Genomic DNA, 20,134 nt, shown 5'->3' with positions numbered 1-20,134 from the left:
GTCTTAAAAATTAACATGCTTACTCCAATTTCTTTGCCATACTTATGGGATTAGTGGTGATGGAGTAAGGCATGTTAACGAGATACTTCTGTGGTTTATTAGTACTAGTTTCCGTGAGTACATGGAGCTATACGAGTTCTGAAGAGCGTCGGTTTATTCCGGCAGATTCAGAGCTCTCTTTCATGCTGATATACCCTGAACTTACCCAGAGCATTTACCAAGATACCTCATTTCCATTCTTGTGGGACTCTCCCGAGCTGGTCAAGGCGTTTGAATTCCAGTTATCGCTGATTGAACAAGCGAAGATGGCCCCGCTTTTTGAGCGACAGCTTAAACAGATTCGCCAATACCAATCTCGTCAGCAGTGGCAAGAGTTGGACATACTGCTGACTGACACCTTCATCTATTATCTGAGCTACGTTGAGAACGCGCCAATTATAGGTAAGGAGTGGTATTTCTCCGGTCAACTGCATTCTAAATTACCCGCGCCTTCACCTCATATTGTTATGAGACTTAAAAGCAGCGTCGCCAATGATTACTTATTGGAGATGGTGCTGTCTTACGCGCCACCGGTTGGCGATTTTGACCAATTCAAAGCAACCTATTCTGTTTTAAACACGGCATCAGAGCTTGATGTTGAACGTTACCGACAAAAAGGTTTGAAACGCTTGGGAGATAAGCTTTCAGACAAAGCGACGCTGGTTGAGCGCATTGCATTGGTTGGCGTAGACACTTCAATGATCGCTATCGATTCCCCTCGATTTGATCGAGACTTACAAATCGCAACCAAAGCTTTTCAAAGTATGCATGGGATTACCGCGGATGGGATTATCGGACCAGACACGATCAAGTGGATCAACATGAGCTTTGATGATCGACTCACTTCTTTAGCATTGAACGCTGAGCGTGCCCGTTTATGGCCAAGAAATAGAGACTCACTGATAGTGGTGAATGTACCTAGTTTTGATATGAAGTATTGGGAAGGCGGAGAAGAGGTTTTTGAATCTAAAGTCGTGGTCGGGAGAAAATCGAGAAAAACACCACTCTTAGAGATAAAACTTGATTCGGTGATCTTAAACCCGACTTGGAACGTGCCATGGAAAATCATGGTTAAAGATATCTTGCCTAAAGTAAAAGCCGACGAAAGTTATCTTGAAACACACAATTTTCAAGTGATTGATGGATGGCGTTCGATGGAAACTGTCGATACTACTGAGATAGATTGGCAGACAATCAACTTCAACTCTTTTCCTTATCGAATGCGCCAGCAAGCAGGCTCTAGTAACGCATTGGGTTTGTATAAGTTCAATACGCCCAACAAGCGAGCCATCTATCTCCATGACACCCCAAGTAAAAGCTTGTTTAACGATGACTTCCGCGCCTATAGCTCTGGTTGTATTCGTGTTGAGCATGCCGAGGAACTCGCGGAGTTGTTATTTGCGACTAAGGTAAAGAAAGTGCCGAATCAGAGTGATGACCTAGCACCCAATACTAAAGTTCGACTCAAGAAAAGAATCCCTGTACATATCATTTATCAAACCGTGTTATTTGAGGAAGAGGGGATTCAATATCGTGGCGACATCTATCAATACGATAAACAGGGTGGTTAATGGCAGATATGCATAGAATGGTGATCTTGACCAAAAAATGACAACTCGCCCTCTATTGATAAAATTATAATGAGTATCAATAACTAACCGTGCAAAGGTTACAAATACTAACGTTTTGCGCGGTTTTTGTACGTTGACGCAGCAAATTCCATTATGTATCGTGCGTTTTTTGTTCGATCTAATTGGTTTTCTTGCTGTATGTCTCAAAGTTTATTTTCACGCCGTCAGTTTCTGACTTACGCTGGTGGTACTGCTGTTGTCGCCTCACTTACTCCTTCTATTGCTTTTGCTTCATACCCTGATCAACCAAGAACGATTAGCATGAACAACCTTCATACTGGTGAAAGATTAGAGACCTGTTATTTCGATGGGACTAACTATATTGGTGATGAAATGGCTCGCCTTAGTAAGTTATGTCGAGACTTCCGCCGCAATGAAATCCACCCAATGGATAAGAACCTCTTTGATCAGATCACTCAGATCCAAAATATCTTGGGTATTCAAAAAGAAGTTCAGATCATCTCTGGTTACCGTTCACCAGCGACAAACGAAGCATTACGTTCTAAGTCGAGTGGGGTTGCGAAAAAGAGCTACCACATGCTTGGAAAAGCGATTGATTTTCGTATCGATGGTGTTGATTTAAAGGAGCTGAAAGACGTAGCTAAAAGTCTGCAAGCAGGTGGTGTTGGTTATTACGCTCGTAGTAACTTCATCCACATTGATACTGGTCCAGTACGAAGCTGGTAGCTCTAAGCTCTGTGGTGAACTGAAGCGGTATGCACTTGTCAAAGTAGACATCCAATGTCATAGTTTGCCCAAATTTTAGTTTGCCCTTTAAGGTTTGTATATGTCTCTTAAGTATCAAGTTGTACCTGTTACCTCTTTCGCTCAAAACTGCTCGATTGTGTGGTGTGATGAAACCATGGAAGGCATCGTTGTTGATCCAGGTGGCGACATCCAACAGCTAGCTGCAATCATCGAAGAGCTAGGTGTGAAGGTAGTGAACTTGGTGCTGACTCATGGCCACTTAGATCATGTTGGTGGTACGGTGCCACTTTCAGAGATGTTGAACGTGGAAATTGTTGGCCCACATAAGGCAGACAACTTCTGGCTACAAGGCCTTGAGAATCAAAGCCAAATGTTTGGTTTCCCTCTGTGTAAAGCGTTTGAACCAAATACTTGGTTAGAAGAGGGTGATAAAGTGACGTTTGGTAACCAAGTTATCGATGTGATTCATACTCCGGGCCACACACCAGGCCACGTGGTACTGTTTAGCGAGCAAGCTCGTTTAGCGTTTGTTGGTGATGTGTTGTTTAACGGTGCAATTGGTCGTACTGACTTTCCGCAAGGCGATTTCAACACGCTTATCACATCAATCAAGACCAAGCTTTGGCCACTAGGCAGCGATGTAACTTTCGTTCCGGGTCACGGACCTGAATCGACATTCGGTCGTGAGCGCGCTTCAAACCCGTTCGTAGCAGATGAGATGCCTCTGTACTAAGTCAGTTATTGAATACCAAAACGATTGAAAATGAAGCTTAGCTTTTCTTCTGAAAGCTAAGCTTTTTTTATTGTTCATCGCGGGTTAGCGTGAACATTCACTTCTATAGCTTTGAATGTTAATTAGAAATACGTTCGGCAGCGGCTAGGTAGCGCCTAGCAAGGCCCACAAACTCTTCCCCACTAATATTTAGGTCATTGGTTGATATAAAAATATCGTAGCCGTGAAAACCTCTTTGATATTTCATTCTGTTAGCGAGCATCGCCTGTAGTCCAGAGTAATTTTTGATGACGGCTTTCTCGTCATTTGACGTTTTAGAGGGTTCAGATACAGCTTGTGTTTGGCTGTTACCAAAATAGCTCTCTTCAGTGTTTTCTGATTCTTTAAATTTACTTAGCTCTACACAGCCAGCTTCAGTACAGCGGGCGTGGTAATGCGAAGAGTCGAGAACCATGTCTTCAAACTTCGATTCTTTCCCTGCTTGTTTGGCACCTAAATACAAAAGTGCACGCTGGCTGAGCAGTAGTTCGCAGGTGATTTTAGGGCAGATGGAATCCAAGTAGGGTGAGTAATCTTTGACCTTAATACCGATCCAAGGAAGAGGTTGATGCCAGCCATCTTGTTCATAAGTACACAAGCCGATTTTTTGGATATTACTCCATTTTAAAACCCACCCGCCCTTATAAAAATGCTGCTGAAAATGTGTTGGTGTGAGTGTGAACATCACTCTGCTACGCAGCATTAAATAATACCCAGTGGCGAGTAAAGTAATAATGCAAAATGCGCCTACGATCAGTAACTTTGGGTTGTTGCTATAGAGTGCAATGATGAAGCAAATAAAGCCTAAAATAACAGCTATAATACGGTATGAGCGAGTGAACGAAGGCAAAGAGAAATTTGTTAAATGACGAGTGTCCATAGGCAACACCAAGTTTTCATATTTTTGTCTGGATGGATAACCAGTGTATATGACCCTGAATTGATAAGTCGATGTTTAAATAATAGACGCTAGTAGACAATATCGGTATTTTTCGTCGACTTTCGACGCTTCACTCTACAAATAGCTCCTGTTTTTTGGTATAAATCGCGCTTCAAATTTTCACCACTGCGAAAAGAGCAGTGAACTGGAGAAATATTCAATGAGACTTGCTCATAAGCGTAAGGTGCAGGCTAAACTGCAGAAACGCACTAAAGCGGCTGTAGTTAAAGCAGTGGCAACGCCGAAAAAAGCGAAGCCTGTCGCAGAGAAAGTTGTAGCAGAAAAAACTGTAGCAGCAAAACCAGCGGTAGAGAAAACAGTAGCAGCAACTAAAGAAGTTGCAGTAGCACTGACTCCTAAGCAACAACAAGTTCTAGACATCGTTGTTAGCAATGCTGAAGGCATTAACCCTAAAGGTATCGGCCTAGCAGCTGGTCAAGAAGACGCGAAAGCAGCTTCATGGGCAACAGGCGCATTGAAAAAACTTCTTGAAGAAAACCTAGTAGCGAAAGAGCAGCTAGCAGGTAACAAGGTTATCTACAAAGCTATCTAATCCCACGGGATGATATTCGCTTCGTTAAGTTTTTAAGCCTCGATTATCGAGGCTTTTTTGTCTCTGAAAGGTGCTGAATAACTCCTTTACTTTTCCCATTCTAAATATCCTCTTAACTTATTCACGATAACTTCCAATTTTGTTTTTTATCAGCGAGCACTAAAGTAGGGCGGATCAACCGATAAATGCGGATGACTCTCCCTAAAATGCAGCAACGACTAGAGCTTCATCACGAAATGGGAATCAATTGTTAATACGGGTTCATTGTAACTACTTAGGTATTTATCAATACGCATTTTCGGGGTGAATTCTTCAAGTCCTTTAAAATCGTTACCATTCTTTTATCTCCTACGTAGTTCTACTTAATCCTTTGGTCTAATACGTACCTTTACACAAGCTCAGGGTGCGTGCTCTCCCTGATATCTTGTTGCTTCATCGCGGTGCACTCTTAGGTTGAATCATAAAAAATGCTCAAAGAAAGAGTGTTAACCCAACAAAGGACGTGAACATGAGTCTCATTTCTAACTCCCTTACACGAGTTTTTAAAAACGTAGCGGTAACTGCTGCGGCTTGTTTAGCTTTGGTCGCAACCGGTGCAACAGCTGCGGATAAGGTTTATCGTTTGAAACTTGCTGAAACATGGGGACCTAATTTCCCTGTTTTTGGTGATGCAACGAAAAACATGGCAGCGATGGCTGAGAAGATGTCGAATGGTCGACTGCAAATCAGAATCGATTCAGCGAACAAACACAAAGCCCCTCTAGGCGTTTTTGACATGGTTAAGTCTGGTCAATACGACATGGGTCACTCAGGCTCTTACTACTGGAAAGGTAAAGTTCCAAACACTCTTTACTTCACTTCTATGCCTTTCGGTATGACGCCTGCAGAACAATACGCATGGTTCTATCACGGTGGTGGTATGGAGTTGATGGAGCAGGTTTATTCTCCACACAACTTGATGTCATTCCCAGGTGGTAACACCGATATCCAGATGGGTGGTTGGTTTCAGAAAGAGATCAACAGCGTTGAAGATCTACAAGGTCTGAAAATGCGAATCCCAGGCTTTGCAGGCGAGATTCTTGCTGAGCTAGGTGCTAAACCGACCAACATTGCCCCTGGTGAGCTTTACACGTCTCTAGAGCGTCGCACGATTGATGCGCTAGAGTGGGTAGGTCCTTCACTGGATCTGCGAATGGGTTTCCACAAAATTGCACCTTACTACTACACAGGTTGGCACGAGCCGGGTTCAGAGCTTCAGTTCCTAGTGAACAAGCGTACATGGAACAAGCTTCCTGAAGATCTACAAGAAATCCTGCGTGTTGCAATGCGTACAGCGGCTTACGACATGTACACACAAGCAACGCATGAAAGTGGTAAGAACTGGGTTTCAATGAAGACTGAGTACCCAGATGTACAAGTAAAAGATTTCCCGCCAGAGGTTATGTCTGCACTGAAAGAAGCGAACGATCGCCTACTTGCTGAGCACGCTGAGAAAGATGCATTGGCAAAAGAGATTCAAGCTTCACAAGCAGCTTACCTAGAGCAAGTACGTTCATGGACGGATATTTCACATAGAGCTTATCTAAATAGCCAAGCGAAATAATCGACGGTTGTTGAACTGAAGTTAAATGAACCCAAAGCTTTTCTTATTGAGTATTTAAGAGTGAATAAGCTGAGGGTTCATTTTAAACATAATAATTAAATGCCCAAGAACCCTTTCTACGTCGTGCCTATTGCTAGCTATAAACTGAATCGTTTTTAGTTGGGTTAGTTGTACTGCACGATGTCTTTTCAAATTCCATGGAGTCGGGAATGCGAAGTCTAATTTATATTGAACGCCTATTTAATCGTATTGGTGACGCACTGGGATGGCTTTCCAGTATGTTGTTTATTTTACTTATCGCCAACGTCGTCTATGACGTTGTCATGAGATATGCGTTCAACGATGTCTCAATCGCCTTTCAAGAGATGGAATGGCACCTGTTCTCTGCCGTATTCCTACTAGGTGTGCCATATGCCATTAAAGCAGGTGGCCATGTTCGAGTCGATGTGTTCTACGAGCAATTGAGCTTTAAAGCGCAAGCCATCATTGACCTGCTAGGCACGCTGATCTTTCTACTTCCGTTTTGCCTGCTGGTGGCTTGGTTTGGTATTGATGTTGCCAAAGAGAGCTATGAACTAGGTGAGACCTCAGGCGATCCCGGTGGCTTGCCATATCGATGGATCATCAAAGCCATGATCCCGCTGTCATTCTTCTTGATGGCACTGAGTGGCGTAGGTTTGATCCTGCACTCACTCAACAAGATTTTTAATCCGCACCTTATCCATGCAAATCATAAGTAGAGGCTAAACATGATTGGAATAGTAATGTTTTTTGTAGCCTTGTTTGCACTATTACTTGGCTTCCCAGTTGCGTTTACCTTTGGTGGTATCGCCTTAATTTTTGGTGTTTGGGCTGAAGGCATAGAGATGTTTGCTTTCATGCCATATCGAATTCAATCGATCATGGAAAATACGGTACTGATGGCTGTTCCGTTGTTCGTTTTCATGGGGCTTGTTCTGCAAAAGACCAAGCTGGCTGAACAGCTACTTGAGTCTATGGGCCGCTTGTTTGGTGGTGTGCGTGGTGGTATCGCGATTTCTACTGTACTAGTAGGTTCGTTACTTGCAGCTTCAACTGGCGTGGTTGGTGCTTCTGTTGTTGCGATGGGCCTTATCTCTTTGCCTGTCATGCTGAAGTACAATTACGACAAAGGCTTAGCCTGCGGCACCATTTGTGCTTCTGGTACCTTAGGTCAAATCATCCCACCATCGATCGTATTGATTCTACTCGGTGATGTACTTGGTGTACCGGTTGGTGACTTGTTTCAGGCGGCGATTTGGCCGGGTGTAATGCTGGTGGGCGCGTACATTGTTTATATTTTGATATACGCAAAACTTCACCCTGAAGCCGCTCAGCCTATTGAGCGTGATGATTCAATCAGCCGTAAACAAGAAGTGATTGATGCGCTTAAAGCGATTCTTCCGCCACTAGCGCTAATCATAGTGGTACTGGGTTCCATCTTTGCAGGTGTGGCGACACCAACAGAGTCTGCCGCATTAGGTGGCGCAGGTGCGATGATACTTGCACTGCTATACGGCCAGTTTAGTTGGTCAATGGTGTATGACGCCTCTAAAGAAACCGTAAAGGTAACGGCGATGGTGTTTGCCATCTTGCTGGGTGCGACCGCTTTCTCGATGGCGTTTACTTATACTGGCGGTGACTATCTGGTTGAAGAGTGGATGTTGCAACTCCCTGGTGAGAAGTGGGGCTTCCTGATCATTACCATGCTGGTGATTTTGATTTTGGGGTTCTTCATCGATTTCGTAGAGATCTGTTTCATCATCGTGCCAATCTTAGCGCCTGTTGCTGAGTTAATGGGCATCAACATGACGTGGTTCGCTATCTTGATTGCAATGAACCTACAAACCTCCTTCTTGACGCCACCATTTGGTTTTAGCTTGTTCTACCTAAAAGGTGTGGCACCAAAAGGCGTAACGACCAAAGACATCTACCGAGGAGTGATGCCTTTCATTGTGATTCAGATACTCGTACTTGGATCACTTCTCGCGTTCCCTGCGTTTTATGGAATGTGAGTGACGCCAAGAATGTGAATGATATGTAACAACAGCTATCTATAAATTGCTAAAATAAAACGGCTTATTGATGTTCAATAAGCCGTTTTTAGTGAGGAAAAGGGATGCCTCTAAAAGCCAAGCTGATTCTGCTGACGTTACTCCCGTTGCTGCTGGTTACAGCGAGCATTAGTTGGATCTCGTTACACCAGACTAAAACTTTGGGTGATAAAGAGGTTGAGATCTTCAGAGACAGCCTGATCAAGTCCCGTGAAAATGCACTCAAGGACACTGTCGATCTCGCTTTCGACGCCATTGAACACATCTACAACGATCCCGATATTCAAGAAGCCCAAGCTAAAACGGAAGTTCGAGCCATATTGTCTAAACTTAGATATGGCTCAGATGGCTATTTTTTCGCTTATGATCGCCACGGAACCAATCTCGTGCATCCAATACAGCCGGAATTGATCGGCCAGAATTTACTGCAACTTCAAGATGAAGATGGTGATTTCCTGATTGAAGCCTTGTTACGAGAAGCACAAACCGGAGGAGGCTTTCATCAGTACTTGTGGCAAAAGCCTTCGACAGGGGAAGTGGTATCCAAGCTGAGTTATGCCGCTTGGTTGGAACGCTGGGACTGGATGATTGGCACGGGTTTGTACATTGAAGATGTACATCAAGAAGTCGCTTCAATGCAGGCTGCGATCAACAAGAATATTGAAACCACTTTTTTCTCTATCGTGGTGATTTTGAGCGTGACGGTAGCAGTGATCATCGTGCTGACTTTAGCCATCAATATGCACGAACATCGCATTGCGGATAACAACTTGAAAGAGCTGGCTCACAAGACAGTGATGTTTCAAGAGGATGAGAAGAAGCACCTCGCGCGCGAGCTGCATGATGGTATTAACCAATTATTAGTGTCGAGTCGTTGCCATTTGGAGCTGCTTGGTAATAAGTTACAGAGTGAAGAGCTTAAGGCTCACCTCAATAAATCGCAGCACTCACTGATGCGCGCCATTGAGGAAGTGAGGCATATCTCGCACCAGCTGCGTCCAAGTTCATTAGATGATATTGGTCTAGAAGCCGCTTTGTCATCACTGCTTTTAGACTTTAAAGCGCACTCGGGCATTGAGGTTGAAACCCTGTTCGCCACTCAACCGGGGAAGTTAAAGTCAGAGGCGGCGACAACCTTGTATCGAGTGGTTCAGGAGTCGTTAACCAACATAGAGAAACATGCACAAGCGACCAAAGTAACGGTTATCGCGCAGCAAATTGGGAATGTGTTGCAACTGCTTATTCAGGATAACGGTGTCGGTTTTAATACTTACAAAGCGATGGAAAAACGAGGGATTGGTCTGCGAAATATGCGAGAGCGGGTGGAGTTTATCGGTGGCGATTTTGAACTGATGAGCGAGATTGGCTTCGGAACGGAAATTACAGTGTTACTGACACTAGAGGGATTAATGAATGAGTGAAGTTATTCGAGTTGTGATTGCTGACGATCACCAAGTGGTACTGGATGGCTTTATGGCGAGATTGGAACTCGAGCCTGATATTAGCGTGATAGGTACCGCAAGCAATGGCTTAGAGGCAGTGGAGATTGTCAAAGACCTACGCCCGGATGTGGTGTTGATGGATATCAGTATGCCCATTATGAATGGGATTGATGCCACACACCTGATCAAAGAAGAAGACCCGGAAGCTAAGGTACTGATGCTGACCATGCATAACAACCGTGAATATATTATGAAGGTGATGCAGTCGGGTGCAGTCGGCTATATGTTGAAGGAGATTTCCGCTGAAAAAATGGTTCAAGCAATCAAAACGGTCAATCAAGGTTCGACGTATTTCTGCGAAAAAGTGACTCAAAACTTGTTCACCCAGCCAATTACTCCGACGCCATCGGTGAAGAATCCACTGAGTCGACGTGAGGAAGCTGTACTGAAATTAGTGGCGAAAGGGGAGAGCAGTAAAGAGGTGGCGAAGGCGCTAAATATTAGCTATCGAACTGTCGAAACCCATCGACAAAACATTAAGCATAAGCTCGACATTCACTCTACTGCAGAGCTTGCCAAGTACGCTGTCAATTGTGGGCTTGTGGATTGATCTTACGCTAAATTACACCAAATGTGTAATTTAATTACTAAATGTGTAATTAAGGCCTCCGTTATGGAGGTTTTTTTAGTATTTTTGCGACAGGTTGATATTCTTCCTTTCGAAATTTAAGTGCCGAATGCAATGTTGCAAACCGAGCACTGCAAAGTTAGAGAGGAAACATGGAGTCTGTTAAGGATAGGTATAGTATTGATAATACTGATTATACCGTAGGACAAGATAACGTTCAGAAATGGGGTTTTGATGTACATAACCCTGTATTTGGTATTAGTGCAGGGTCGATCATCATCTTCCTGTTGGCACTTTTGGTGGCAGAGCCAGAGACCGCGAAATCTGCACTTGATGGTATAAAATGGAAAGTCATCGGTAACTTCGATGGGTTCTTTATGTGGGCAGCCAACATCTTTGTTATTTTCTGTTTTGCCCTCATTGTCTCCCCGTATGGCAAGATACGTATTGGTGGCAATGATGCCAAAGCAGAGCACTCTAACCTTTCTTGGATGTCGATGTTATTCGCTGCAGGAATGGGTATTGGTTTGATGTTCTGGGGTGTTGCAGAGCCAGTCGCTTACTTCACTGGATGGTATGAAACGCCACTTGGTGTAGAAGCATACTCACCTGAAGCGGCCAAGCTTGCACTGGGTGCAACCATCTATAACTGGGGCTTACACGGCTGGGCTATCTACGCTGTTGTTGCTCTTGCACTCGCTTTCTTTACTTTCAATAAAGGTTTACCTCTTTCAATCCGCTCGATTTTCTACCCGATTCTTGGGGATAGAACTTGGGGTTGGTTTGGTCACATTGTTGATATTGTGGCGGTACTAGCAACGCTGTTTGGTTTAGCAACCTCATTAGGCTTAGGCGCGCAGCAAGCGACAAGTGGTATCAACCATGTGTTTGGTACTGATGGCGGTATTGGCATGCAGTTGGTTGTAATTGCTGTGGTCACTTTTCTGGCTACGATGTCGGTTGTGCGTGGCATCAACGGCGGCGTAAAGGTGCTAAGTAATGTGAATATGTTGGTCGCTTTAGGCTTGCTGATTTTCGTGACGATTGCTGGTGGCATTGCTGGTATTAAAGCTATCCCAACGGCGCTGATGGGTTACGTCGAAAACTTTATTCCTCTAAGTAATCCCCATGGTCGTGGTGATGAAACTTGGATGCAAGGTTGGACGGTATTCTACTGGGCGTGGTGGATGTCTTGGTCACCATTCGTAGGCATGTTCATCGCTCGTATTTCTAAAGGTCGTACGATTCGTGAATTCATCGTCGCGGTACTGTTCATCCCAACGACAGTGATCATTATCTGGATGGCGATTTTTGGCGGCATCGCGATAGACCAAGTTGCGAACAAAGTCGGTGAGATAGGCATGAATGGTCTACAAGATATTACGCTTTCGCTGTTCCACACTTACGATGCGCTGCCAATGAGCTCTGTTTTATCTGTGGTGTCGATTGGCTTGATTATGGTGTTCTTTATCACCTCTTCAGACTCGGGTTCACTAGTGATTGATAGTATTACCTCTGGTGGTAAAGTGGATTCACCTGTTCCTCAACGTGTTTTTTGGGCGGTAATTGGTGGTGCGATTGCTGCGGTTCTATTGTGGGTTGGTGGCACAGAATCTATCCAAGCATTGCAAGCCGGTACCGTTTCTATGGCACTTCCATTTGCGTTCATATTATTGCTTATGTGCCTAAGCTTATTACTCGGTTTACGGACAGAAAATCAATTGGTTAAACACCGAAATGCTTTGAGTTGAAAGTAATATTAAATTAAAGGCCGACATGTTCGGCTTTTTTTTCGACATTAATTTGAGTATTTACGTGAATATTGGATGAAAACCAAACGAACCGCTTCAGGTTTACTGAAAACAATAAGTTAACCTGCTAAACTTCAGACATCCAAGTATTTGAATTAATGTGACAACAGCTTGTGCTACTTGGATTGTAAGTTCGAGTTTGTGATTAGGTCACAGGTAAGTAAGGGATATTAGTAGTATTCCGTAGAGAGGGATAATGACTAAAGGTATAGATAAATACAGTATCGACAGTACCGATTACACTGTTGGTCAGGATAACGTCCAAAAATGGGGTTTCGACGTACATAACCCAGTATTTGGCATTAGTGCAGGTTTGATTGCTCTGTTTTTGATTGGTGTTCTGGTTACTGATACTGCATCAGCGAAGGCCGCACTGGATGGCGTTAAAGGGCAAATCATCAATTCATTCGATTGGCTGTTCATCTGGTCAGGCAATATTTTTGTAATCTTCTGCTTAGGCTTGATCGTTTCTCCGTTTGGTAAAATCCGCCTTGGTGGTGTTGATGCAACGGCAGATTACTCGTTCATGTCTTGGTTATCCATGTTGTTCGCAGCAGGTATGGGTATCGGATTGATGTTCTGGAGTGTGGCAGAGCCAGCGGCTTACTACACTGGTTGGTTTGAGACGCCACTTGGCGTAGAGCCGAACACACCAGAGGCGGCAAAACTGGCGCTGGGTGCAACCATGTATCACTGGGGTCTGCACCCTTGGGCTATTTATGGCGTGGTTGCTCTTTCGTTAGCATTCTTCTCTTACAACAAGGGACTTCCGCTTTCGATTCGTTCTATCTTCTACCCAATTTTAGGTGATAGAGCATGGGGCTGGGCTGGTCACGTTGTTGATATTCTAGCGGTACTTGCGACTCTATTTGGTCTGGCGACCTCGCTAGGTCTAGGTGCCCAGCAAGCAGCAAGTGGTATCCAACACGTATTTGGCCTTGAAGCTGGTTTGGGCTTACAAGTTATCGTTATTACGGCTGTAACTTTGCTGGCCGTAGTCTCAGTACTTCGTGGTATAGACGGCGGTGTAAAAGTTATCAGTAACATAAACATGCTGGTAGCGTTCTTACTGCTTATCTTAGTGGCACTAATCGGTTATGCAGTGACACTAGGTTCTATCCCAACAACCCTAATGGCGTACATCGAGAACATCATTCCATTGAGTAACCCTCACGGTCGTGAAGACCAAGCATGGTTGCACGGTTGGACGGTATTCTACTGGGCTTGGTGGATTTCATGGTCACCATTCGTAGGTATGTTCATCGCACGTGTATCTAAAGGTCGTACGGTTCGTGAGTTCATCACAGCGGTTCTGATTGTTCCAACTACTGTAACTATCATTTGGATGTCAGTATTTGGCGGTATGGCGATTGATCAAATCGTGAATAACATCGGCACACTTGGTAGTGAAGGTTTAACCGACGTATCACTAGCGATGTTCCAAATGTTCGATGCGTTACCGTTTGGTACGTTGCTATCAATCATTGCAGTAGTATTGGTTCTAGTATTCTTTATTACATCGTCTGACTCAGGCTCTCTGGTTATCGACAGCATTACCGCTGGTGGTAAAGTAGACACGCCGGTACCTCAACGTGTTTTCTGGGCGTTCCTTGAAGGTGCGATTGCAGTGGCACTATTGTGGGTTGGTGGTACTGAAGCAGTACAAGCTCTTCAAGCTGGTGCTATCTCGACGGCGCTGCCTTTCACCATCATTCTGTTATTGATGTGTGTGAGCTTGCTAATGGGTATGCGTACAGAAAAACGCTAGCTCATAAAGCGTGAATCGACCGTGTTATAAATACAGTCGAACGATAAATAATACGAAGGCAGGTGAGGAGACTCACCTGCCTTTTTTCTATCTATTTTCATGCCTATTTCTATCTATTTTCATGACAGTTTCTATACATACTTCATCGTATCGGAGCTGAAATATTTTGTAATAACCATATCGTTAATAGCGCCTTGAATTTGGCGATATGCCAACTAATTGGCATAAGCTAAGGCTATGGTTTACATAAAAATATATTCCAATATTAAATTGTGAAATCGCTCGAATTTAATACTGATATTGGGTAGTATGCGCGGGATTTCCCACCACTCGTGAAACTTTGACATGAAACTAACACTAAAACAGAAGTTAATAGGTGCGAGCCTATCTGCTGTTGTCGTTATGGCTACAGCACTGACTTGGTTATCAGCAAACCAGTTATTTGAACAGACTCGTAATGGCGTATACCTACGAGCTGAAAGCGTATCAGAAGCAGCATCTGAAGGTATTAAAAACTGGATTGATATTCGTACGGATATCGCTTCAGCATTCAACGACTTTTCACGAGAGGATGATGTTGTTCCTTTCCTTAAGCAAGCTCGTGTAGCGGGTGGCTTTGACGATATCTTTTTAGGTACTCCAGAAGGTGGCATGTACCGCTCACACCCTGAACGTAACCGTGCCGGTTACGATCCTCGTCAACGTCCTTGGTACCAAGAAGCAAACGCTGCAGGTAAGCAAATCATTACTACTGCTTACCAAGATGCAATCACCAAAGCACTTCTAGTAACGATTGCAGAGCCAGTTCGCCACAATGGTCAACTTGTTGGTGTGGTAGGTGCTGACGTACTTATCGACCAATTGGTTAATGACGTTATCAGCCTAGATGTGGGTGACAACGCTCACGCAATGCTAATCGATGCGTCTGACGGCACATTCCTAGCGCACCCAGATTCAGCACTAAGCCTGAAGCCAGTAAGCCAGCTTTCTAATGACATCTCTATGCCTATCATCGAGAACGCAGTGCGTACTGGTAGCATCGAGATCATTAAAGAACGTGGCGCTGAGAAGCTGCTTTACTTCACGAAAGTACCAAACACTAACTGGATCTTCGCGGTTCAGATGGACCGAGCGACTGAAGAAGCAAACCACTCAACACTACTTACTCAGCTTATTATGACGGCTGTAGTGATCACGCTTATCGTGATCGTACTGGTTTCTTGGTTGGTGAGCTTCCTATTCCGCGACCTAAACCGTGTATCTGCAGCACTAGAAGAGATTGCTTCAGGTGAAGGTGACCTTACTCAGCGTCTTGAGCCTAAGAGCGACGACGAAATCGGCCAGCTGGCACAAAACTTCAACCGTTTTGTGGGCAACATGCACACAATGGTGATCAAGCTAAGTGAAGTGTCTGCTGCATTGGGTAACCAAGCGCGCCAAACTGCATCACAAGCGGAAGAGCGTAGCGCTCGCATCCAGATGCAACAAGACGAAATTAACATGGTTGCAACGGCTGTTAACGAAATGGCAGCGGCAACACAAGAGATCGCGGGTAACGCAGACCACACGGCACAGAATTCATCTGAAGCGGTTGGTGCGTGTGAGCACGGTACTGGTCAAGTAACACAGACTCAAAGCTCAATCCAAAATCTTGCTCAAGAAGTTCAGATTGCGACGAACGTAATCCTAGAACTTGAAGAGCACGGTAATAGCATCAATGCTATCTTGTCTAACATTCAAGGCATCGCTGAACAGACAAACCTACTTGCACTTAACGCAGCGATTGAAGCGGCACGTGCAGGTGAGCAAGGTCGTGGCTTTGCGGTTGTTGCTGATGAAGTTCGTGTTCTGAGCCAACGTACACACGGTTCAACACAAGAGATTCAACAGACTATCGAATTGCTACAAGGTACAACAGGCAAAGCGGTTAGCATCATGAATGACAGCCGTACTTTGGCTGAAACCAGTGTTGATGACGCAAACTCAGCGGCTGCAAGCCTAACGCAAATTCATGCTGCTGTTGAACGTATCAGCGACATGGCGACACAGATTGCTTCTGCGGCAGAAGAGCAAGCTTCTGTAACGTCTGAGATTACTCGTAACACTGAGGGAATCCGTGACGTGTCTAACGAGCTAGCAGACGAAGCACACCAAGCGGCAGAGCAAGCAGCTCAGCTGTCTGAACTGTCTCACGAGTTAGAGAGCGAAATCAGTCGCTTCAAGCTGTAAGCACTAAAGCGTAAATTTAAAGCCGAATGTGATTATCACATTCGGCTTTTTTGTGCCTCTTAGTTGGAGGCTTAGGCACCGAGAACTAGTTGTTCGGGTAACCTGGGAACTTCGCTTTTAGATTAGCGCGAGTAGGGAAGTATTTCTCCATAAACTTTACTATCGCAGGGTCGTTCTTTTGAAGCTCTGTGAATGTCGCGGAACTTAGCTCTTGAGCGCTGTAGCCTTTGTAGTTTACGTCGTAGTAAGCGTACAGAGAGTACGCTAGGTATTCTTGATCGTAAGACTCAGCGTCTAGGTCAGCTTCAACAATCGACGAGTCTTTTCCATTTGGAAAGTAAGAGCCCGCAAGAATCGCTTTTTCATTCAGCTCATCGAGTTCTTTTTGCATCACACCCCACTTTGATGAAGGTGATTGCACCGCTAAGTTCATCACACCGTAGTCGTGTACAAAGTGAATGATCTCTTCAAACGCAGCGTCTCGTTGATTTGCTAAGCCCGGCTTGTTTTCGCCTGCTGTAGTATCTGTCGTTTCAGTCGCGAATAGATCTTGGAAGCGGTAGTTTTCATCTAAGTAATCGCCCGCACCTCTGTTAGCCCAATCATCATCGTAAAAGAACGCCATCGCAGCTTTGCTGTCGTAGATCGCCTTGGTCACTTCAGCTGGGAAGTTATCAAGGTAGTACTGCATGATCTTCTTAACGTGCGCAACTTTGGCCGTGCCGTCATTCTGTGTTTTGTCTTCGATCAGTAACGGGATCTTGTAACCATGAGCTTCTACGCAACTGCGTTGCTTGATGCCATTGTTAAGCAAGTCGCCTGTTGTGTTTGAAATAACAGAACAATCACTCGTTGGTACACGAGCGAACGTCTCTGAAGCACTTTGAGCAAAGCTTGGAACAAATTGGATAGCGTTACTTAGGGTGTTACCCACGCGAACGTAAAGGTTCATCGGTCTCATCTGGTCGATATTAAACTTGTCGCCAGTGCTATCGATGATGAATTGCTTGTTGATGGTTACGGTGTCGGCTTTTTTCCAAAGAATGATGTTTTTGATGTTGTTTTCGACTTTCGCAACAGCAAGTTTTTCTGGTGTTGTGGTTGAGTTGAAGTTCTCGTAGTAAATATTAAAGTTTTCAACATTATACGTTTTACCAGACGAGCTTGTTGCCGTTACTGTGAACGTAATGTCTGCGTCATTTTGAGTCTTATAGTTGCGCTCTGGGATACCATGAACTTGAGCAAAACTGCCGCTTGATTTTAGATTATTACCGTACTGGGTAATATCAACGTTCACGTTTTTGTCTGCGCCATTTTTAATCGACTTTACGCTGAATTGCAGCGAGAAATTGTTGCCCAAGCTAACAACGGAGCTGGCACTAGATGCGTCAATGACGTTTTTTGCAGCGCTGTTATTGTTATTGTTACCGCCACCGCTTCCGCCGCCACATGCAGTAAGCATTGTTGTAACAACAAGAGTAGGAATAATGAGTTTATTTATCATAGAGAACCAAATTATCTGCAAGCAATAAAGCTCGCATGTTACAAGAAATGGTATTTTCTCTTGGTAAGCTTTTGTAAGTTATGTATTGATAGGGCTTACAAATGACCTTTAAGTTATGTATTTGAGCTATTGATTTGCGGGAAGTAAGAAGGGTAATCAAAGTGGGCAAGCCTAACTTGCCCACTGGTTTACTTTGCTTAGAAGTATTTTTTCGCTACTTCAACAGCTTTGTCCAAATCTGGAATCATCGTCAGCTCTGGAACTCGCTGAATATGAACGATTTTGTTGTCTTTATCGACAACGAATGTGCTACGAGCCAGTAAACCAAGTTCGTTGATTTGTGTGCCTGATTCAAAACCAAAAACGTGGTCTTTGGCATCTGAAAGCAAAGTTAGGTTGTCTGTAATACCTTTCTCATTCTTGAATCGATCCAGTGCGAAAGTCGTGTCTGCACTTAGGCCGATGAATTCAATGTTATCTGTCAGTTCAGGGTTTGCTTTTACAAAGTTAGAAAGATCCTGAGCTTGTTGGTTACATACTGGTGTGTCAATCGAAGCCAGTACACTAAAGATACGCACTTTGTCTGTTTTTGCTGTGGTGTCGTACGGCTGGTTTTTGTTTGTCATCAATGTCACTGAAGGCAGGTAATCACCAACAGCCAAGCTATTACCGACAAGGTTGAACGTTGTCTCGTAGTATAAAGTCAGCGTATTATCTTTTCCTGTTGGAGCCGTTTCACTGGTTGTTAAGTAGTCCGCAGCACCTGCCGTTGTGGTTAAAATCAGTGCCGCTAGCGTGATTAACGTTTTTTTCATGTTGAGTCTCTTGAATTATATTAGTTAAGCTCAGTTTCAAGCGCAGCGAACTCTAGCGAAATAAGATGCGGTTTGTTCAAACCAACAGATAATGAAAATCACACCGTTCGGTTTTATTATAAAATATCAAAGACTAAGAGAATAAGACCCTATTTAAAATGAGAGTTTACATAAGCTGAGTATCTTGGATATTTGTAATATTCTCACCTCAGATTTGTCATTTTTTATTTTGTATGAATGCAAGTAGTTATGGGCTTTATTCTTATAAACTATCGAAAAGTCGGTCTCAAAAACACCTTCGCTATTTTTAGTTACTGTTATATCAATATGCCTAGCTCTACAATCCTTATATGAGCTTACTCGGATTATTCCCTCCATATTTTCAAGGTCTAACATCCCCGTATGATCAACAAGGTTATATGAGATGTTTTCTGTGGACACTAAACGCTGACTCATATTTTTGTTGATATTATTTGTGTTATAGCAACCTCTAATTAGTGACAAGGAAGTAATGGCCAGCATTAACATGAATAGCTTTTTAAGATAAACCAGAGTTTCGTGGGGTTTGTTCGGCAGCTCTTGGTTATCGATTACTTCGGTAGGTACTGAGATTTCGCTCGTTACTCCATCCATTGTGGCAGCGACTACTGTGTCATCCTTCTGGGTTTCGGAAGCTCGACTGGTTTCAGTAGGTGAATTGCTTTCAGTAGGTTGATGGGGTTCTGATGGCTCTTCATGGGCTATTTTTTCAAGCAAATAGCCAGCTTTACTCACCGTGGTGAGCTTTGTATTTTTAATACCAATCGTTTTGAGCGACTTTCTTAACGTACTGATCGTATTGGTTAGAGATTGATCAGAGACAATGGCACCATTCCAACATTCGTTAAAAAGCTCATCTTTACTCACACATCGCCCATTATGGTTATGTAGATAGAGTAAAACACGGAATGGTTTTGGCCTTAATTTGATTAAGGTTTTATTTTCGATATTCATTATCGAACGATCGCTCAGGTTTATATGTAACTCATCATTAATTACAAGTGAATTATCATTAATCATTCTACTTCTCTCAAATTAATTATTTTTATTGTTATTACGCCCAGACCAACTTGTCGTCGATTCTATTTTTTTTCATCGCTTTGGCTATCAAAAATCAAGTTCGTTTGAAAAATGTGTGGAATGTATATTTGGTGTGTTTTTAGTTAGTTTTGAATGATGTGGTTTAGGTTGGGCGCAAGTACGATAGACGCATAATTCACGGATAGAACATCAACAGATATAGGGATTATTAATAAGGTTGTTTGTTTTTGGGAGTGAAGATGAAAGTTGTATCAAAAGAAAGTGTTACACGCGTTTTAGGCAGCATTGAAGAATATAAACAGGTAGCTTGTGTTGAATCCAAAGGCTTAGATGTCATCAGCTTATTGGTTCGCTTATGTCACCTTCAGAGCAAGAAAATCTCAGAAGACGATCGCCAAGTCTTAGTAGACCACATCAAGGATTTGATATCAGAAGAGCTAGTCTTTGCCCAAAAAATGGAACTGGAAGAAGCTGAAGCGATATTAATGGATTCTGTTAGCCCGCTATGCAATCCAGCACAATCCAAGTGAGGCTAACTG

17 protein-coding genes are annotated in these 20,134 nt (G+C 43.7%); 13 read left to right on the top strand and 4 right to left on the bottom strand.

Going from position 1 to position 20,134, the window contains the following annotated elements; translation table 11 throughout:
* Positions 1-71 precede the first annotated feature (71 nt).
* The 3 genes from OH460_RS13355 (at position 72) to OH460_RS13345 (ending at position 3,111) form a co-directional block, all read left to right on the top strand.
* Complete coding sequence (locus OH460_RS13355; RefSeq protein ID WP_269997767.1) at positions 72-1,610, top strand: L,D-transpeptidase family protein; 1,539 nt, start codon at positions 72-74, stop codon at positions 1,608-1,610.
* A 198-nt stretch (positions 1,611-1,808) separates the two neighbouring features.
* Positions 1,809-2,357, top strand: a complete 549-nt coding sequence (locus tag OH460_RS13350) for a YcbK family protein (protein WP_269997766.1) — start codon at positions 1,809-1,811, stop codon at positions 2,355-2,357.
* 100 nt (positions 2,358-2,457) lie between these two features.
* The gene (locus OH460_RS13345; RefSeq protein WP_061032775.1) at positions 2,458-3,111 is read left to right on the top strand and encodes an MBL fold metallo-hydrolase; all 654 of its coding nucleotides are present in this window, start codon (positions 2,458-2,460) and stop codon (positions 3,109-3,111) included.
* A 118-nt stretch (positions 3,112-3,229) separates the two neighbouring features.
* On the opposite strand, the gene OH460_RS13340 is transcribed toward OH460_RS13345, so the two are convergent.
* On the bottom strand, positions 3,230-4,030 hold the full coding sequence (locus OH460_RS13340; protein WP_269997764.1) for a DUF2982 domain-containing protein: 801 nt from the start codon (positions 4,028-4,030) through the stop codon (positions 3,230-3,232).
* Between the two features lie 220 nt (positions 4,031-4,250).
* On the opposite strand from OH460_RS13340, the gene OH460_RS13335 reads away from it, so the two are divergent.
* The 9 genes from OH460_RS13335 (at position 4,251) to OH460_RS13295 (ending at position 16,196) form a co-directional block, all read left to right on the top strand.
* Positions 4,251-4,643, top strand: a complete 393-nt coding sequence (locus tag OH460_RS13335) for a hypothetical protein (RefSeq protein WP_004740184.1) — start codon at positions 4,251-4,253, stop codon at positions 4,641-4,643.
* A 508-nt stretch (positions 4,644-5,151) separates the two neighbouring features.
* Positions 5,152-6,246, top strand: coding sequence for a TRAP transporter substrate-binding protein (locus OH460_RS13330; RefSeq protein WP_050052955.1), 1,095 nt, complete (start codon positions 5,152-5,154; stop codon positions 6,244-6,246).
* 209 nt (positions 6,247-6,455) lie between these two features.
* Positions 6,456-6,986: a TRAP transporter small permease subunit gene (locus OH460_RS13325; protein ID WP_008224282.1), complete on the top strand. Its 531-nt coding sequence runs from the start codon at positions 6,456-6,458 to the stop codon at positions 6,984-6,986.
* A gap of 9 nt (positions 6,987-6,995) precedes the next feature.
* Positions 6,996-8,279, top strand: coding sequence for a TRAP transporter large permease (locus tag OH460_RS13320; protein WP_008224281.1), 1,284 nt, complete (start codon positions 6,996-6,998; stop codon positions 8,277-8,279).
* A 104-nt stretch (positions 8,280-8,383) separates the two neighbouring features.
* Positions 8,384-9,739, top strand: coding sequence for a cache domain-containing protein (locus OH460_RS13315; RefSeq protein ID WP_269997756.1), 1,356 nt, complete (start codon positions 8,384-8,386; stop codon positions 9,737-9,739).
* On the top strand, positions 9,732-10,370 hold the full coding sequence (locus tag OH460_RS13310; protein WP_239833029.1) for a response regulator transcription factor: 639 nt from the start codon (positions 9,732-9,734) through the stop codon (positions 10,368-10,370). The genes OH460_RS13315 and OH460_RS13310 overlap by 8 nt, the downstream gene beginning before the upstream one ends.
* Before the next feature lie 170 nt (positions 10,371-10,540).
* Complete coding sequence (locus tag OH460_RS13305) at positions 10,541-12,139, top strand: BCCT family transporter (protein WP_171731620.1); 1,599 nt, start codon at positions 10,541-10,543, stop codon at positions 12,137-12,139.
* Between the two features lie 256 nt (positions 12,140-12,395).
* A complete protein-coding gene (locus OH460_RS13300; protein WP_008224276.1) occupies positions 12,396-13,967 on the top strand; it encodes a BCCT family transporter in 1,572 nt (523 codons plus the stop codon).
* 345 nt (positions 13,968-14,312) lie between these two features.
* Positions 14,313-16,196: a methyl-accepting chemotaxis protein gene (locus tag OH460_RS13295; protein ID WP_008224272.1), complete on the top strand. Its 1,884-nt coding sequence runs from the start codon at positions 14,313-14,315 to the stop codon at positions 16,194-16,196.
* 85 nt (positions 16,197-16,281) lie between these two features.
* Here the strand turns inward: OH460_RS13295 and OH460_RS13290 are convergent, their stop codons facing one another.
* The 3 genes from OH460_RS13290 to OH460_RS13280 all read right to left on the bottom strand — a co-directional run bounded on the left by OH460_RS13290 (position 16,282) and on the right by OH460_RS13280 (position 19,574).
* Positions 16,282-17,700, bottom strand: a complete 1,419-nt coding sequence (locus OH460_RS13290) for a hypothetical protein (RefSeq protein WP_269997753.1) — start codon at positions 17,698-17,700, stop codon at positions 16,282-16,284.
* A gap of 197 nt (positions 17,701-17,897) precedes the next feature.
* Positions 17,898-18,515 (bottom strand): peroxiredoxin, encoded by a 618-nt coding sequence (locus tag OH460_RS13285; protein ID WP_061032769.1) that lies wholly within the window; start codon positions 18,513-18,515, stop codon positions 17,898-17,900.
* Between the two features lie 153 nt (positions 18,516-18,668).
* A complete protein-coding gene (locus tag OH460_RS13280; RefSeq protein WP_269997750.1) occupies positions 18,669-19,574 on the bottom strand; it encodes a winged helix-turn-helix domain-containing protein in 906 nt (301 codons plus the stop codon).
* Between the two features lie 260 nt (positions 19,575-19,834).
* On the opposite strand from OH460_RS13280, the gene OH460_RS13275 reads away from it, so the two are divergent.
* Positions 19,835-20,125 carry a hypothetical protein gene (locus OH460_RS13275; RefSeq protein WP_128160149.1) on the top strand — a complete coding sequence of 97 codons (291 nt, stop codon included), beginning with the start codon at positions 19,835-19,837 and terminating at the stop codon, positions 20,123-20,125.
* Positions 20,126-20,134 lie beyond the last annotated feature (9 nt).

The organism is Vibrio sp. Makdt, assembly GCF_027587015.1.
Classification (GTDB): domain Bacteria; phylum Pseudomonadota; class Gammaproteobacteria; order Enterobacterales; family Vibrionaceae; genus Vibrio; species Vibrio chagasii_B.
Note: the sequence above shows the minus strand (reverse complement) of the source record. Positions and strands in the feature narration are given on the sequence as shown.